Here is a 15985-nt window from a genome sequence, read left to right as displayed (position 1 = left end):
CTCTCTCACCCGATGTCGAGAACGCCCGCCCGGCCTCTACGTCCCGGGTGAAGGGCGCCGGCGGGGCGCCCCGGAGAGAGGACAGGACCATGCGTTCACTCGACACCCTGATCGACGGCGGAGCGTTCTTCGAGGGGCCGCGCTGGCACGACGGGCGGCTGTGGGTCTCCGACTTCTGGCGCCACCACGTGCTGGCCGTCGCGCCCGACGGCTCGGCCGAGACCGTGGCGGAGGTGCCCGGCTCCCCGTCCGGCATCGGCTGGCTGCCCGACGGCACCCCGCTGATCGTCTCCATGATGGACAACACGCTGCTCAAGCTGGTGGACGGCGAGCCGGTGCCCTTTGCCGACCTGTCGGAGGCCGCGGCGGGCGGGGCGGCCAACGACATGGTGGTGGACGCGGCGGGCCGCGCCTACATCGGCTGCTGCGACGTCATGAACTGGGACGCGCGGCCGGCCACCAACCTGGTCCGCGTGGACCCGGACGGCTCGGTCACCGTGGTGGCGGAGGGCATGTCGTTCCCCAACGGGCCGGCCATCACCCCGGACGGCGCCACGCTGATCATCGCCGAGTCGTGGGCGGAACGGCTCACCGCGTTCGACATCGGGCCCGGCGGCGCGCTGGACGGCCGGCGCGTCTGGGCGCACGTGCCCGGCAGCCCGCCGGACGGGATCGCCCTGGACGCCGAGGGCGCGGTGTGGATGGCCGACGCGGGCGGCAACCGCGCCGTCCGGGTCCGTGAGGGCGGAGAGATCCTGGACGAGGTGAGCGCGGGCGACCTGGGCGTCTTCGCCTGCGCCCTGGGAGGCGAGGACGGCCGCACGCTGTTCCTGTGCGCCGCTCCGACCTACGACCCCGAGCAGGCGGCCCGGATCCGCCAGGGCCGCGTGCTGACCTGCCGCGTCCCCGTCCCGCACGCCGGCCGGGGGTGATCGCCGCGGTCGAGGCGTGACCCGGGGGTGTTGCGGGGGGCCGTTCGGCGGGCGAGGCTGGCCTGTGAGGCCCGCCTCGCCTGCCGGGCGCCCTTTACCGATCTTTGCCTGGTTACGAAAGGGCAGGTCAGAGCCATGACGGCGGGAGCGACGGGGAAGGTACAGATCATGAACCAGAAGCCGTCCAAGCCCAGGCCCACGGGTTCCGGGGATCGCAAGGCCCTCAAGGGCGAGGTCACCGACGCGGCCGTACGGGAGAGCACCGAGCGCAGCTGGGACGACTGGTTCGCCGTGCTCGACCAATGGGGGGCAAAGAATCGCCCGCGCGGCGAGATCGTCCGCTGGCTCGTCGAGGACCAGGGGGTCGATCAGTGGTGGGCGCAGACGCTCACCGTGGGGTACGAGCAGGAACGCGGCCTGCCGGCTCCCGACCAGGACTCGTGACCCTCGGCTCAGCCCCGGGATCAAGCCGGAGATCGGGCCCCGAGATCAGCCCGGAGGCCTGCCCGAGGATCCGCCCAGGGGCCTGTCCGGGGATCTGCCCACGGCCGGGCCTGAGGTCACAGGAGGGGCGTCAGGCGGGCGATCTCGGCTTCGAGTGGTGTGGCCGGGATGTCCTCCCACGGGGTCACGGTGAGGCCGCCGCCGGACCCGGGCTCCCAGACCCCGGCGACGCGGCCCTCGTACAGGACGACCGGTGAGATCCAGCCCGCGGTGCGGCTGACCTTGGAACGGTGCTCGGCCGGGACGAGGTAGGTGGAGCCCGTGCCCGCCCCCAGAACGTACTGGTCGAAGCCGCCGAGGAGGCGCACGGACCGGGTGGGCCCGGTGCCGAGGAGCTCGTCCAGGTGCTCGGGCAGGACGTACATCTCCGAGCCCTCGACGTCGACGGTGGCGAGCTCCCCCGCGGCCTCGAACCACGCTCTGACGTCCCTCTTGCGAGAGGCCTTGCGCATCAGCCAGTTGTCGAAGCCGTCGGGCGTCGCCGGGCCGTGCGCCGACAGGAAGGCCCGGACGGCGGTGCGGGCGGCGTCCTCGACGGCGGGAAGGCCCTTCCAGCCGGGGATGGCGCGCTCAGGGGAGGCGAAGGTGACGCGCGTGCCCTGCGACGGGCCGTAGCAGAGCACTCCCCACCAGGCGAGCGGCTTGAGCAGCGTGCCCCAGCCCGACCCGAGCAACTCGGCGAGGTGCGTGGAGCCGGTCGCCTCGACGATCGCCGCGCCGAGCTCCTCCCGGGTGAGCGCGGCACCGCCGGCGAGCGCGTCGGCGGCGGCGGCCGCGATGGTCTCCAGGTCGACGGGGTCGGCCCCGAACGCCTTGGCCCAGGAGGGCTTCTCCCAGCTGCGGATGGTGGCGCACAGGGCGAGGTAGGCCCCGGCCTCGTCGGCGGGCAGCAGATGCAGGGTGCCGCGCATGGCCCAGGTCTTGACGAGGGTGCGTTCGTCCCACAGCGCGGCCGGCACGGCGCCGAAGGCGGGCGCCGGATGGCGGAGGGCGACCGCGAGCTCGGCGGACGAGGCGACCTGCGCCTGGACACCGGCCAGGCGGCGCGTGATCTCGACCGCGTCCAGGGCCTCCGGCGCCTCGAGCAGCTGGCGCCGCATGCGCCACGCCAGCACCTGACCCCACGTCACCGATCTCATGCGTCCGATTACACCGCATCCCTCCGACAGTCAGCCCGCGCCGACGCCACGGCCGCGGCCCAGCGGGGCGCGGGCTCAGATCAGGCGGTGGGTGACCTCGGAGAAGGCGGCCCGCACGTCGTCGGTGGTGAGGACGGTGAGATCGGCGGTGGTCGCGGCATGGCCGAGCTGGGCGGCGCGGAGGGCACGCGAGGCGCTCGCCTTCTCGTACAGGGAACGGGCGAAACGGCCGTTGCCCAGCTCGTCGATGCGCCCCGTGCCGCACGCGCGCTGGAACACCAGGGCCAGGTCGTCGAGGGCCTCCTCCTCCCACCGGTCGCCACCCTGCTCGGCGATCAGCTGGGCGATCTGCAGCAGCTCGTCCGGGCCGTACGACGGGAACTCCACCCGCACGTCGAAGCGCGACGCCAGACCGGGGTTGGTCGCCAGGAAACGCTCCATGTCGCGGTCGTAGCCCGCCAGGACCACCACGATGCGGTCGCGGTCGTCCTCGGCCCGCTTCAGGAGCGTCTGGACGGCCTCCGCGCCGAACGCGTCACCGCCGCTGTAGCCGGGGTTGCTCAGCGAGTACGCCTCGTCCACGAAGAGCACCCCGCCGAGCGCCGAGTCGATGATCTTGTTGGTCTTGAGGGCGGTGGCGCCCAGGTGCTCGCCGACCAGGTCGGCGCGCTGCGCCTCGACCACGGACGGGCGGGCGAGGAGCCCGAGGGCGGAGAAGATGCGGCCGAGCACGCGGGCCACGGTCGTCTTGCCGGTGCCGGGCGGCCCCGTGAAGACGAAGTGCCGCGTCGGCGGACGCGTGACCAGGCCCTGCTCGGCGCGCAGCTGCGCGACCTGGAGCTGTGCGGCGATCTCGCGCACCTGGCGCTTGACCGGCTCCAGCCCGATCATCGCGTCGAGCGAGCCGAGCGCCTCGTCGAGGGTCGGCGTCTCGGCGTACCCGCGGTACCGCTCGGTGAGCTCGGCGTACGCGGTCTCCACGTCCTCGGTGCGCAACGTGACGAGGTCGTCGGCGGTGGGGCTGCCGCCGGCCTCGACCACGCGCATGTCGCGGGCGCGCGCCGCGGCCTCGGTGATCGAACGCACCAGGCGCCCGTTGCCGAGCTCGTCGACGATGCCGCGCCGTTCGACCTCCTCGAACCGCACGCCCAGGCGGCGCCGGGCCTCGTCGTCGAGCCGGTCGTCGCGCAGGCCGGTGTGGTAGTCGGCGATGAGCAGCAGCTCGTCGGGGCGGTACGAGGGGAAGTGCACGCGGGTGCCGAACCGCGAGGCCAGGCCGGGGTTGGAGTCGAGGAACTCGGCCATCTGCGTCTCGTACCCGGCCAGGATGACGACCAGGTTGTCGCGGTCGTCCTCGGCCCGCTTGAGGAGCGTCTGCACCGCCTCGTTGCCGAACCGGTCCGGCTGGCCCTCGGAGGCGTTGACCAGCGCGTACGCCTCGTCGATGAACAACATGCCGCCGAGCGCCGAGTCGACCAGCTGGTTGGTCTTGATCGCGGTGGCGCCGAGGTACTCGCCGACGAGGTCGGCGCGGTGCGCCTCCACGACGGCCGGCGTCGGCAGCAGCCCGAACGCGTAGAAGATCTTGGCGAGGACGCGGGCGACCGTGGTCTTGCCGGTGCCCGAGGGCCCGACGAAGACGAAGTGCCGCATCGGCTTCTCGGTGGGCACCCCGGCCGCGGCGCGCAGGTGCGCGGCCTCGATGGACGCGGCGATCGACCGCACCTGGCGCTTGACCGGCTCCAGCCCGATCATGTCGTTCAGCTCGGCGAGCGCCTCGGCGACCGAGATCTCCGGCTGGTCGTCCGGGCTGCCGTCCCCGGTGGTCTCGCCGGACGGGTCGCCGCCCGCCTCGCGCGCCTGGGTCTGCGCCTGCGCCGCCGCGCGCTGCTCGTACGCCGCCTGCGTCGCCGCCGGAACGCCCGAGGGCGAGTCGTCGGAGTCGGAGGCGCCCGAGCCGGAGCCCGGTCCGTCACCGTTCTTCGAGCCACCGCCCCCCTTCGAGCCTCCGCCCGTCTTCGAGCCTCCGCCCGTCTTGGGCCCGCCGCGCCGATCCGAGCGCGGCTTGCCGCCGGACGACGCCGCCGCCGTCCCGTCGCCGCCGCCGCGCGGGTTGGACTGCTCCTGCACCCAGCCCGTCTCGTACGCCTCGGCGGACACCGAACGCCGCGCCTCGTTCCAGCGGTACGCCAGGACGACGAGCGCCGCCAGCCACGCCGGCAGGACGTTCATGTCCGGCAGCGGATGCACGGCCGCGGCCGTGACCACCCCCGCCGCGCCCAGCGTGAGCAGCGCCGTGCGCCACGGCACGTACCCCCGCAGCCGGAACGCCACGAACGCCACGGGCAGCGCGAGGAGCGCGAGCAGCAGCGAGTGGCTCAGGTACGGCGGCCGGCTGTCGTGCTCCGGGAAAAGGTGACCGAGAGGTATCGACAAGGCCAGCCACCCCAGGATCACCGTGACGACGGCCATGCCCGTCGGCGACCGCAGCGTCAGGTGGACGACGACCAGCAGGATGAGCGTGAACGCGGCGGCGCTCAGCACCGGCGCCTCCATCACCACAGCCACCGCCACGACCACGGCGAGCAGCAGCAGTCCCCCCAGGAACCGCAGCCCCGGCTGGACCTGGAAATAACGCCATCGCAGGCGCTCGAATAGATCCCGCGCCGCGGTGCCCGCCGGGCGGGAGCGGGATCTCCCGAACAGTGCCATCACAGGCGAGTAAAGCGCAGGACAGGCTCGAACGGGACTCCTCGGGCGCGGTTCGTTGACTCCTGACGAGAAGCGATCGGTCGGATTTCGGCCCTCCCGCGGGCACTCCGGACACCGCGGCCGGGACATTCGTACTGGGCAGGAGTGGATTCGCGGCCCTGCCGCCGGCCCGGCCCGCGTCCGTAACGTCGGAGATGTGAGAAACAAGATCACCAATGCCGGTGCGGCGTGGCGCGCCGCCGCCGGGCCGGCCGCGGGCGGCCCGGCGGCGGCCATGGGCGAGTCCGGGGCCGGGTTCGGGCGCGGCATGGCGCTCTACCCTGAGGGGCGTGCACGAGGTGTTCGCCAGGTGAGGAGCCTGCGGAACTGGCTGGCCGACGCCGCCGACGCCGCCGACGCCGGACGGCGGCGCCCCGACGTCGACATCGACAAGGTCGAACGCAAGGGTCCGAGCCCCGCCGGAATGTGCGTCTGCCTGGTCTTCCTCGCCTGGCCGGCCAAGCACGCGCTGACCGGGGGCGGCGGCCCCGCGTGGGCGATGTTCCCCGCGCTGGTCGTGATCGCGGGCCTGTACGTGGCCACGGTGCTCACCGCGTTCAGCGCCAAGGTGCCACTGCGCGCGCCGATCGGGCTCTTCGGCGTGCTGATGCTGGTCACGGGCCTGGCGACGTGGGGCTTCGGCGAGCGGTGGTACCCGCTGTTCCCGATGCTCGGCCTCGCCGCCGGATCACTCGCGGGCCACGTGCGGGCGCGTCACGACGGCCCCGACCTCCCGCTCGTGGTCATCATCGGGCTGCCGACCGGGTTGTCGATCCTCGTCCCGGCACTGGCGGGCGAGAGCGGCCAGAGCATGCTCGGGTACGCGTACGGCACCGCGACCGCCGGGCTGGTGACCGCGATCGTGCTGCGGCTGCACATCGTCATCGGCATGCTGCGCGACGCACGCGGGGAGCTCGCGCACGCCGCCGTGGAGCAGGAACGGCTGCGCTTCTCCCGCGACCTGCACGACCTGCTCGGCCACACCCTCTCGATCATGGTCGTGAAGGCGCAGGTCGCCCGGCGCCTCGCCGGACGCGACCCCGTCCTCGCCGCCGAACAGGCCGCCGACATCGAGACCGTCGGACGCCAGGCGCTCACGGAGGTGCGCGAGGCCGTCTCCGGCTACCGAGGCCGCGGCCTGAACGCCGAACTCGACGCGGCCCACACCGCCCTCGCCGACGCCGGCGTCGAGATGGTCGTGCGCCGCACCGGCCCGCCGCCGCCGGCCGGACCCGACGCGCTGCTGGGCTGGGCGATCCGCGAAGGCGTCACCAACGTCATCCGGCACAGCCTCGCCACCCGCTGCGAGATCACCCTGCGCAACGACGGCGAACGGGTCACCGCCGAGATCCGCAACAACGCCCCCGCCGCCGGCGGCGCGCAGAGCCTGAGCAGCGCAGACGGCCTGGGCGGCGTGGACGGCGTGAGCAGCCTGGGCGGCGTGGACGGCCTGAGCGGCGTGGACGGCGTGAGCAGCCTGGGCGGCGTGGACGGCCTGAGCGGCGTGGACGGGGTGGACGGGGTGGACCGGGTGGGGCGGCTTTCGGGAGGGACAGGCGGGCATGGGCTGAAGGGGCTCGGCGAGCGCATGGCGGGCGCCGGCGGGGCGGTGGAGGCCGGTCCGGCCGCGGACGGCGGGTTCGTGCTGGTCGTACGAGTACCGCTCGGCGACGGCCGGTAGGACAATGGCGGCGTGATCAAGATCCTCCTGGCGGAGGACCAGGGCATGATGCGGAGCGCCCTGGCCCTGCTCCTCGACCTCGAAGAGGACTTCGAGGTGGTGGCCCAGATCGCGGACGGCGGCGAGGTGCTCGCCGCCGCGCTCGGGACCCGGCCGGACGTCGCTGTGCTCGACATCGAGATGCCCGGGCGCGGCGGCCTGGACGTGGCCGCCGACCTGCGCCGCGAGCTCCCGTCCTGCAAGGTCCTGATCGTCACGACCTTCGGGCGCCCCGGATACCTGCGCCGCGCGATGGAGGCGGGCGCCGGAGGGTTCCTGGTCAAGGACGGCCCCATCGAGGACCTCGTGGACGCCGTCCGCCGCGTCCTGGCGGGCGAGCAGGTCGTCGACCCCGCCCTGGCCACGGCCGCGCTCTCGGTCGGCCCCAACCCCCTCACCGGCCGCGAACGCGACGTCCTCGCGGCGTCCTCCGACGGCTCGACGGTCGCCGACATCGCCGCCCGCCTGCACCTGTCGGAGAGCACCGTCCGCAACTACCTGTCGTCCGCCATCGGCAAGACCGGCTCACGCAACCGCATCGAGGCCGTCGGCACCGCCCGCCACAACGGCTGGCTCTGACGCACCCGCCCGTACGACGCGTACCGCCCGTACGACACACTCGCCCGTACGACACACTCGCCCGTACGACACACCCGCCCGTACGACAGACGGGTACCGCCCCGTCCGGCACTCGGCGGCGTCCTCAGCCCTCGCGGACGTAGGTCTCCTCGCGCGGCGCCAAGCAGAACAGGTGACCCGCGGGGTCCGCGAAGACGCGGAACACCTCGCCCTCCGGCACGGTCTGGTCTTCGGGAACGGACGCGCCGAGCTCTCGCAGCCGCCGTTCCATCACGTCCAGCCCCTCGTCGACGGCGAACTCCAGGTGGTGCCGCCGGGGCGACGCCGGATCGGGCCAGCGCGGCGGCGCCGGGTTGCCCACCTTCTGGAAGTCCAGCCGCACCTCCGCCCCGTCCATCACGAGCACCGCGAAATCCCCCTCCGGGGCGACGGACACCGTCCCTCCCAGAAACCCTTGGTAGAAGCGGGCGAGCTCGCCCGGATCGGGACAGTCCAGAGTCACGGCGAACATGTTCACAGGCATGCCGGAAGCCTAGGGAGAACGGAACGACGCCTGCGACCCATTGCCCCGGTGCCGGGAGCGTCTGCTGCGAACGCCGGCTGACATCATGGGCGCCATGCGAACGCTGCGCACCCCCGACGAGCGCTTCGGCGACCTGCCCGGCTTCCCGTACGAGCCACGTTACGCCGACGTCCCCGACCAGGACGGCGGGGCGTTGCGGATGGCGTACGTCGAGGCGGGCCCCGCGGACGGCCCGGTGGTGGTGTGCCTGCACGGCGAGCCGAGCTGGTCGTTCCTCTACCGGCACGTGATGCGCGTGCTGGCGGACGCGGGCCTGCGCGTCGTCGCCCCCGACCTCGTCGGCTTCGGGCGTTCCGACAAGCCCGCCGAGATCGGCGACCACACCTACGCCCGCCACATCGAGTGGACGCGCGCGCTGCTGTTCGACGTGCTCGACCTGCGCGGCGTCACGCTCGTCGGGCAGGACTGGGGCGGCCTCATCGGCCTGCGGCTCGCGGTCGCCCATCCCGAACGTTTCGCGCGGATCGTCGCCGCCAACACCGGGCTGCCGACGGGCGACTTCCCGATGCCGGAGACCTGGCTGCGGTTCCGCGAGTCGGTCCGCACGGCGGCGGAGTTCGACGTGGCGCGCGGTGTCCGGTCCGGGTGCCGCACCACCCTGCCCGGCGAGGTGAGCGCCGCCTACGACGCGCCGTTCCCGGACGAGGCGTACAAGGCGGGCCCGCGTGCGATGCCCGGCCTGGTGCCCGCCGACCCGGACGACCCCGAGGCCCAGCCCAACCGCGACGCCTGGGACGTCCTGCGCGCGTGGGACAAGCCGTTCCTGGTGGCGTTCAGCGACCAGGACCCGATCACCGGCGCGATGGCGCCGCTCTTCCGCCAGTTCGTGCCGGGAGCGGCGGCGCTGCCCGCGGCAGGCGTCGACCACCCCACCATCGAGGGCGCGGGGCACTTCCTCCAGGAGGACGACGGCGAACGCCTCGGCCGCGAGATCGCCGCGTTCGTCGAACGAACCCCGGTCGCCTGACTGCGATAATGCTGGGCTAACCCCGATGACGCGGAGCCGGACACCTCACCTTGGGAGACGCCTTGACCGACCACCAGGCGGGTGCGCTGCCCGGTCTCGAGGAGACGGCGCCCGCCGGACGGGCGACGCCGCCCAAGGAGGCGGGGTACGAGATCGAGGCCCAGCTCCGCGCCGGCGGCGCCGTGCGCATCGCGGGGCTCGACGAGGTCGGGCGCGGCGCCTGGGCCGGCCCCGTGGTGGTGTGCGCGGCGGTCACCGACCTCACGCCCCCGCCGGCGCTGCCCGGACGCGGCGGACGCCAGGTCCGGCTGACCGACTCCAAGCTGCTCACCGAGGCGCACCGGGAGGCGTTCGCCGAGGTCCTGCCCGGCTGGCTGACCTCGTACGCCATCGGCTCGGCCTCCCCCGAGGAGATCGACGAGGCCGGGATGACGATCGCGCTGCGGCGCGCCGCCGTACGGGCACTGGAGGCCCTTCCGGAGGCGCCCGACATGGTCATCCTGGACGGCTCCAACGACTTCCTGGGACACCCCTGGCGGGTTCGGTGCGAGATCAAGGCCGACCAGCGTTCGGTGACGGTCGCGGCCGCGTCGGTCATGGCCAAGGTGCACCGCGACCGCCTGATGGCGGCGCTGGAGCCCGCCTTCCCGGCGTACGGGTTCGCGGCGTGCTCGGGTTACCCGTCCCCCGTCCATCAGAAGGCACTCGAAGAACACGGACCGACACCGCACCATCGCATGTCGTGGTCCTATCTGGACGACCTCCCGCAGTGGCGTCACCTTAAGAAGCACCGCGATCCGCTCGCGGGGGAAGGGCAGCTCAGCCTGATCTGACGGCGCTTTCCGTTCGGGCGGATTGTTCCCGCTGGCCGGGGTAGGTCGCTCGAGGACGGGAGGACGCTGTCATGGACGCTGTCGTACGGAAGCTGTTGCGTGAGGCGAGCACGACCTTCGCGGAGGAGGCCGGGATTCCGCTGAAGGACCAGCCCGCCGCGCTGTTCAAGCTGCTGGTCCTGGCCAACCTCATGAGCACCCGCATCTCCTCCGACATCGCGATGGACGCCGCCCGGGAGTTGTTCGCGGCGGGCGGCGGCACACCGCGCGGCCTGGGCCGGCTGAGCTGGCAGGAACGGGTCGACGCCCTCGGCCGGGCCCACTACGTCCGGTACGACGAGAGCACCGCGAGCCGGCTGGGCGACATGGCGGAGATGGTGCAGGACAAGTACGGGGGTGACCTGCGGCGGCTCGCCATCGAGTCAGGCCGCGACAGGGAACGCGCGGGCAAGCTGTTGCGCGAGTTCCCCGGTATCGGACCGACCGGGGTGGACATCTTCTGCCGAGAAGCACAGGCCATGTGGCCGTGGCTGCGTCCCTATCTCGACTCGCTCGCTCTCAAGGGCGCCGAACGCCTCGGCCTGTCCACCGACCCCGAGCGGCTCGCGGACGAGGTCCCCGGCAAGGACATGTCCCGCTTCGCCGCCGCGCTCGTCCGCGTGGCCAGGGACAAGAAGCTCGCCGACTCCCTCAAACCCTGACCCCCACCCGTCGTCGGCCCGGGCCGGCCGGGCGGGGCTGCTCGCCCGGCCCGGCTCAGCTCCGGTCTGCTCGGCTCAGCCGTCGAGGTGGACGACCACCTCGTCGATCGGCTTGCGGGCGATGTCGGGCACCATCGCGTCGCCGGCCGGGTAGCCCACCGGGATGACCACGTACGCGCGTTCCTCCTGAGGCCGCTCGCAGACCTCGTTCAGGAACCGCATCGGGCTCGGCGTGTGGGTGAGCGTGGCCAGACCGGCCTGATGCAGCGCGGCGAGGAGGAACCCGACCGCGATGCCGACCGATTCCTTGACGTAGTAAGGCCGGGGCGTGTGCGGTCCCTTGTGCACCTCGAACACCACGATGACCGCCGGCGCCTCCTCCAGGAAGGGCTTGCGCCAGTCGGTGCCGATCGGCGCCAGGGCGTCCAGCCATTCCTGGGAGGCACGGCGTTCGTAGAACTCCCGTTCCTCCTCCTCGGCCGCCTCTCTCAGGCGCCGCTTGCGCGCGGGGTCGGTGATGACCACGAACCGCCACGGCTGCAGGTTGGCCCCGCTCGGCGCCGTCGCCGCCGCGCGGACGGCGTGCTCGACGATCTCCATCGGGACCGGCCGGCCGGAGAAGTCGCGCACCGTGCGGCGCAGCGCCATGGTGTCGGCGAACGCCTGCGCTCGGCGGACGGCCTGCTCATCGGGCACGTCGAAGTGCGGGGCGGGCACCACCGGGTGCCGAGGGGACTGCCGGGAAGCACTCATGGATCACTTGATACCGCGACCGCCCGGGCACGACAACCGCCGGACGATCATGGTCGCGGCCCGTTCCGGCGGACCAGGGCCGCGACCGTCGCGGCCGGTGTCAGTCCTTGCCGCGCGAGGCGACCCATTCGAGGTTCCACCCGTACGCCTGGTCGACCGACATCTTGCCCCAGCGCGGACGGCCGGACGGCGGCAGGACGAACCGGCCCTCACGGTGCACGACGAGCTCGCCGTTCACGTTCTCGATGAGCGCCAGGACCGCGTCGCGCGAGGCGTCGTGACAGTCGTCCATGCGCATGTCGATCGGCGGCGACCCGACCGGGTGGAGCGTGGCGACCGCGTCCAGCCCGCGGAAGTCGTCGGCGCCCTCGTAGATCTCCGCGAAGACCAGGATGCGCTTGAACTGCGCCGCGTGGTCGAGGTTGATCGTCATGTTCTCGCCGGACTCGACCGCGCCCGTGCGGTCGTCCTTGTCGAGCTGGATGTACGGCGGGCGGTCCAGCGCGCCCATGTCGCCGACCGCGTGGATGATGCCCTTGCGGCCGTCCTGCAGCTCCCACAGGCAGCACAGGTCGAGGTCGAGGTCGTAGCCGCGGCGGCGTTTGCCGAACAGCCCGGTCGCGACGCCCTCGCGCGCCGTCCAGTTGAGGTTGACCCGCATGTTGCCCGACGTCGCGCCCTGCTTGGTCAGCGACACCGACGGCGAGCTCTTGGTCAGCGAGATCTTCCCGCCCTGCACCGGAGGCTGCGCGGGCCGCTGCTGCGGCGGAGCGACCTGCTGCGGGGGCGGAGGCGGGGGCGGCGTCTGCTGAACGGGAGGAGGCGGGGGCGGGGCCGGGGCGGGGGCCGGGTCATCGACCGAGATGCCGAAGTCGGTCGCCAGTCCCGCGAGCCCCGAGTCGTATCCCTGCCCGATGGCGCGGAACTTCCAGGCGCCCTGGCGCCGGTAGAGCTCCCCCAGCACGAACGCCGTCTCCGTGGTCGCGCCGGGGTTGTCGAAACGTGCGACCTCGCTGCCGCCCGCCGCGTCCAGCACCCGCACGTACAAGCCCTGGAACTCGCCGAACGTGCCGCCGTCGGCCGAGGCGGCGATCACGATCTTCTCGATGGCCTCCTCGACCCGGCCGAGGTCGACGCCCAGGACGTCCGTGACGGTCGGGCCCCGCTGCTTGCCCTCGTGCCGTACGGCGCCCGAGGCGTGCGCAGGCTGGTTGTAGAAGACGAAATCACCGTCCGAACGGACCTTGCCCGTACCCGAGATCAGGAGCGCGGAGGCGTCGGCGTCGGGCACACCCGGGCCGCCCTGCCATCCCAGCTCGACCCGCACCGAGGCGACCGGCACCGGAGTGTTGGCGCCCTTCTGCATCGACATCTACCGAACCCCTTCTCTTCCGACGTTGTCCAACCTATGACCAGGAGCACCGTGCAGGCGACCAGGGCGGCTCGCGCTTCCACCGAGTCACGGTCATACTCACGATCTGCTCCGGCAAAACGGAAGGAACGGCGTCAATGCGCCCTCAATCGTTGTTCTACGACGTCGTGGCCCTGCTCGCCCGGATCGCGGTCGGCGTCGTCTTCATCGCACACGGCTGGCAGAAGATCGAGGCGGGCATCACCGCGACCGGCCGGCAGTTCGACGACATGGGCGTCCCCGCCCCCACCGGCGCCGCCGCCTACGCCGCGTTCGTCGAGCTCCTCGGCGGCGCCGCCCTGATCGCGGGCGTGGGCCTCCCGGTCGCCGGCGCGTTCCTCTTCCTCGACATGGCCGGCGCCTTCGTCTTCGTCCACGCCGACCAGGGGCTGATGCTCGTCGACGGCGACAAGGTCGGGTACGGCTACGAGCTCGTCCTGGTGCTCGGCCTCACCAGCCTCCTCTTCGCCGCCGGCGCCGGAGGCCGGCTCTCGGTCGACACCCTCCTGCTCAAGCGCGGCGCCTGGCCGCCCCGCCGGGAGGACGACGACGACCAGGAGGTCATGGAGGCACTGGAGCACTTCGACGAGGTGTCCGACCCCGACAAGCCCAGGACGGCCGCCGCGATCATCGAGGGCACCGAGGACGACACCCTGGTGGCCGGCCGCAAGGGCATCCGCCGGCGCCGCGCCACCGAGACGCAGCCGATCGAACGCCCGGCCTCCCCCGACGAGGGCTCGTCCTGACGGGCCGCGAAATGTCAGTGCCGCGAAATGTCAGTGCCGTGCACTAACTTCGTCGCTCTACGGAGTCATCCGACCCCGATCCGTACGGAGGAGCGACCATGGCCGGCACGTCCCGCACAGCGTCCGCGTCCCGCACCGCATCCACGCCCGGCACCGAGTCCACGCCCGGCCCGGACATCACCGTCGAGCTGCTCTGCACCGAGGCCGACTTCGACGCGATGCGCCGAGCCCGCCCGGCCGCCGGCGACTACGCCCGATACCGCGAGCGGGCCCGGTTAGTCCTGCGCGACCTGCGACGGCACGGCGGCCACGTCTGGGTGCGCCCCCTCGACCCCGACGACTACCGCGCGTTCTGCGCCGACGAGGGCGTCCCGGCCGACAGCGCCGTGAGCCGCGCCCAATACTCCGCCGACCGCCGTCTCCTGCCGCCCATGCCCTACGCGGGCGAGCCCCTCGACGTCGTCCTGCGCCACCTCGTCGAGCAGCGCGACGACGAGCGCACCGCCTCCACCGCCCTCGGACTGCTGGACCTCGCGACCGAGCCCGCCGAGCGCGCCGCCACCCCCGCGAGCGAGGCCGCCACGTTCGGCGGCTCCCACCTGGTGGCCCTCGTCCGCGGCGCCGGCCCCGGCGCGCACCGCCTGACCTGCGTCATGGACGCGGGCCCCGAGCAACTCTCCGCCCAGGCGGAGTTCGAGCAGGACGAGCAGCGGCTCTGGTCGTACGGCCCTCGCCTCGACATCTTCGCCACGCTCCTTGCCGCCACCTACGCCCTGGGCGAGTCCGCCACCATCACCCTGTGCACCCGACCCCTCCCCGCCCACGCCCCTGAAGCAGGCACCGGCACTGAAGCAGGCACCGGCACCGAAGCAGGCACCGACACTGAGGCCGCGGCCGATACCGAGGGCGAGACCGTTCGGGGCTGGCGCCTGCTCGCCGACCGTTTCGAGCCGCTCACACCCATGGAAGTCCGCGACGCCCACCCCGCTCCATCTCCCACCGCGTCTCCCACCGCATCTCCCACCGCATCTCCCACCGCATCTCCCACCGCGCGATACGCACCCGGCTTCCCTCTCCATCCCCCGCCCGAATGACACCAAGGGCACGTGCCGGGACCCGACCCCCGCGGGTCCCGGCACCCGCCCCTCCATCACCGGGCGGTTCGCCGGGCTCGATCCGCTGGAGCGCATCCCTCGGATACTGCTGTGTGACGGATGAACTCGGCCGTCCCGGACGCGACGCCCTTCTGGCCGGTATATGTTCAGGACTGCCCCTCTAGGACATTCCTAGAGCGTCTGGCTTGACGATTTCCACGCAGGCATGCGATCCTGATTGCGGGATTGAGGTTTGACACTGTTCATAGGTGTGGACATCTGTCTGCGTTTTGCCTTATGCTGCGCTTCTACGCCTACCCTCGCCGTCCCACTCCTCCGTAGTGGTTGTGACGTCGTCTGGCGTGCATGTCGTCAGTCCGCCGCGAGCCCTCGGAAGGACATCTGTTGGCAGCCTCGCGCAATGCCTCCGCCGTACCCGCTGGTCCCCGTCGCGTCACCTTCGCGCGCATCAAGGAGCCGCTCGAGGTTCCCGATCTTCTCGCCCTGCAGACCGAGTCCTTTGACTGGCTGCTGGGCAACGAGAGGTGGAAGGCCCGGGTCGAGGCGGCCCAGAAGGCCGGAAGTAAGAGCGTCCCGACGCAGTCGGGCCTCGAAGAGATTTTTGAGGAGATCAGTCCGATCGAGGACTTCTCCGGAACCATGTCGCTGTCGTTCCGTGATCATCGGTTCGAGCCGCCCAAGTACTCCGTGGAGGAGTGCAAGGACAAGGACATGACCTACTCCGCCCCGATGTTCGTCACGGCGGAGTTCATCAACAACACCACCGGTGAGATCAAGAGCCAGACGGTGTTCATGGGTGACTTCCCGCTCATGACCCCGAAGGGCACCTTCATCGTCAACGGCACCGAGCGCGTCGTCGTCTCGCAGCTGGTCCGTTCGCCCGGCGTCTACTTCGAACGCAACCTGGACAAGACGACCGACAAGGACCTCTACGGCTGCAAGGTCATCCCGTCCCGGGGCGCCTGGCTGGAGTTCGAGGTCGACAAGCGCGACAACGTGGGCGTCCGCGTCGACCGCAAGCGCAAGCAGCCGGTGACCGTGCTGCTCAAGGCGCTGGGCTGGGACGAGGCGCGGATCCGCGAACGTTTCGGCGGTTACGAGTCGATCAACGTCACCCTGGAGAAGGACCACACGTCCACCCAGGACGAGGCTCTGATCGACATCTACCGCAAGCTGCGTCCGGGCGAGCCGCCGACCAAGGAGTCGGCGCAGACCCTGCTGGAGAACCTGTACTTCAACCCCAAGCGCTAC

Annotated in this window: 14 protein-coding genes and 1 pseudogene; 10 read left to right on the top strand and 5 right to left on the bottom strand. The window is 72.2% G+C overall.

Annotation, left to right across the window (positions count from 1 at the left end; genetic code table 11):
* Positions 1–89: 89 nt before the first annotated feature.
* The gene (locus tag ABZ810_RS31660) at positions 90–932 is read left to right on the top strand and encodes an SMP-30/gluconolactonase/LRE family protein (RefSeq protein WP_358409563.1); all 843 of its coding nucleotides are present in this window, start codon (positions 90–92) and stop codon (positions 930–932) included.
* Positions 933–1100: 168 nt separating this feature from the next.
* A complete protein-coding gene (locus tag ABZ810_RS31655; protein ID WP_358409561.1) occupies positions 1101–1376 on the top strand; it encodes a hypothetical protein in 276 nt (91 codons plus the stop codon).
* 116 nt (positions 1377–1492) lie between these two features.
* Here ABZ810_RS31655 and ABZ810_RS31650 read toward each other — a convergent pair whose 3' ends face one another.
* Together ABZ810_RS31650 and ABZ810_RS31645 are read right to left on the bottom strand one after the other, a co-directional pair.
* Complete coding sequence (locus ABZ810_RS31650) at positions 1493–2575, bottom strand: winged helix DNA-binding domain-containing protein (RefSeq protein WP_358409560.1); 1083 nt, start codon at positions 2573–2575, stop codon at positions 1493–1495.
* Between the two features lie 75 nt (positions 2576–2650).
* The gene (locus ABZ810_RS31645; protein WP_358409558.1) at positions 2651–5287 is read right to left on the bottom strand and encodes an AAA family ATPase; all 2637 of its coding nucleotides are present in this window, start codon (positions 5285–5287) and stop codon (positions 2651–2653) included.
* A 196-nt stretch (positions 5288–5483) separates the two neighbouring features.
* Here ABZ810_RS31645 and ABZ810_RS31640 point away from each other — a divergent pair, with 196 nt between their 5' ends.
* Both ABZ810_RS31640 and ABZ810_RS31635 read left to right on the top strand, forming a co-directional pair.
* The gene (locus tag ABZ810_RS31640) at positions 5484–7007 is read left to right on the top strand and encodes a histidine kinase (RefSeq protein ID WP_358409556.1); all 1524 of its coding nucleotides are present in this window, start codon (positions 5484–5486) and stop codon (positions 7005–7007) included.
* 12 nt (positions 7008–7019) lie between these two features.
* On the top strand, positions 7020–7625 hold the full coding sequence (locus ABZ810_RS31635) for a response regulator transcription factor (RefSeq protein WP_358409555.1): 606 nt from the start codon (positions 7020–7022) through the stop codon (positions 7623–7625).
* 124 nt (positions 7626–7749) lie between these two features.
* On the opposite strand, the gene ABZ810_RS31630 is transcribed toward ABZ810_RS31635, so the two are convergent.
* Positions 7750–8148 carry a VOC family protein gene (locus ABZ810_RS31630; RefSeq protein WP_358409554.1) on the bottom strand — a complete coding sequence of 133 codons (399 nt, stop codon included), beginning with the start codon at positions 8146–8148 and terminating at the stop codon, positions 7750–7752.
* Positions 8149–8242: 94 nt separating this feature from the next.
* Between ABZ810_RS31630 and ABZ810_RS31625 the strand changes: the two genes are divergently transcribed.
* The 3 genes from ABZ810_RS31625 (at position 8243) to ABZ810_RS31615 (ending at position 10709) form a co-directional block, all read left to right on the top strand.
* Complete coding sequence (locus ABZ810_RS31625) at positions 8243–9175, top strand: haloalkane dehalogenase (protein ID WP_358409552.1); 933 nt, start codon at positions 8243–8245, stop codon at positions 9173–9175.
* Between the two features lie 86 nt (positions 9176–9261).
* On the top strand, positions 9262–10008 hold the full coding sequence (locus ABZ810_RS31620) for a ribonuclease HII (RefSeq protein ID WP_358409949.1): 747 nt from the start codon (positions 9262–9264) through the stop codon (positions 10006–10008).
* A 71-nt stretch (positions 10009–10079) separates the two neighbouring features.
* On the top strand, positions 10080–10709 hold the full coding sequence (locus ABZ810_RS31615; protein WP_358409551.1) for an endonuclease: 630 nt from the start codon (positions 10080–10082) through the stop codon (positions 10707–10709).
* A 75-nt stretch (positions 10710–10784) separates the two neighbouring features.
* Here ABZ810_RS31615 and ABZ810_RS31610 read toward each other — a convergent pair whose 3' ends face one another.
* A complete protein-coding gene (locus ABZ810_RS31610; protein WP_358409549.1) occupies positions 10785–11462 on the bottom strand; it encodes a nitroreductase family protein in 678 nt (225 codons plus the stop codon).
* Positions 11463–11562: 100 nt separating this feature from the next.
* The gene (locus tag ABZ810_RS31605; protein WP_358409547.1) at positions 11563–12834 is read right to left on the bottom strand and encodes a TerD family protein; all 1272 of its coding nucleotides are present in this window, start codon (positions 12832–12834) and stop codon (positions 11563–11565) included.
* Positions 12835–12971: 137 nt separating this feature from the next.
* Here ABZ810_RS31605 and ABZ810_RS31600 point away from each other — a divergent pair, with 137 nt between their 5' ends.
* From ABZ810_RS31600 to ABZ810_RS31590, 3 genes and pseudogenes are all read left to right on the top strand, one after another.
* Positions 12972–13619, top strand: a complete 648-nt coding sequence (locus ABZ810_RS31600; RefSeq protein ID WP_358409545.1) for a DoxX family protein — start codon at positions 12972–12974, stop codon at positions 13617–13619.
* Between the two features lie 98 nt (positions 13620–13717).
* Positions 13718–14713 (top strand): hypothetical protein, encoded by a 996-nt coding sequence (locus ABZ810_RS31595; protein ID WP_358409543.1) that lies wholly within the window; start codon positions 13718–13720, stop codon positions 14711–14713.
* A 405-nt stretch (positions 14714–15118) separates the two neighbouring features.
* Positions 15119–15985: pseudogene (locus ABZ810_RS31590) on the top strand (DNA-directed RNA polymerase subunit beta); the annotation flags it as partial.

It is taken from the genome of Spirillospora sp. NPDC047279, assembly GCF_040643285.1.
GTDB lineage: Bacteria > Actinomycetota > Actinomycetes > Streptosporangiales > Streptosporangiaceae > Spirillospora.
Note: the sequence above shows the minus strand (reverse complement) of the source record. Positions and strands in the feature narration are given on the sequence as shown.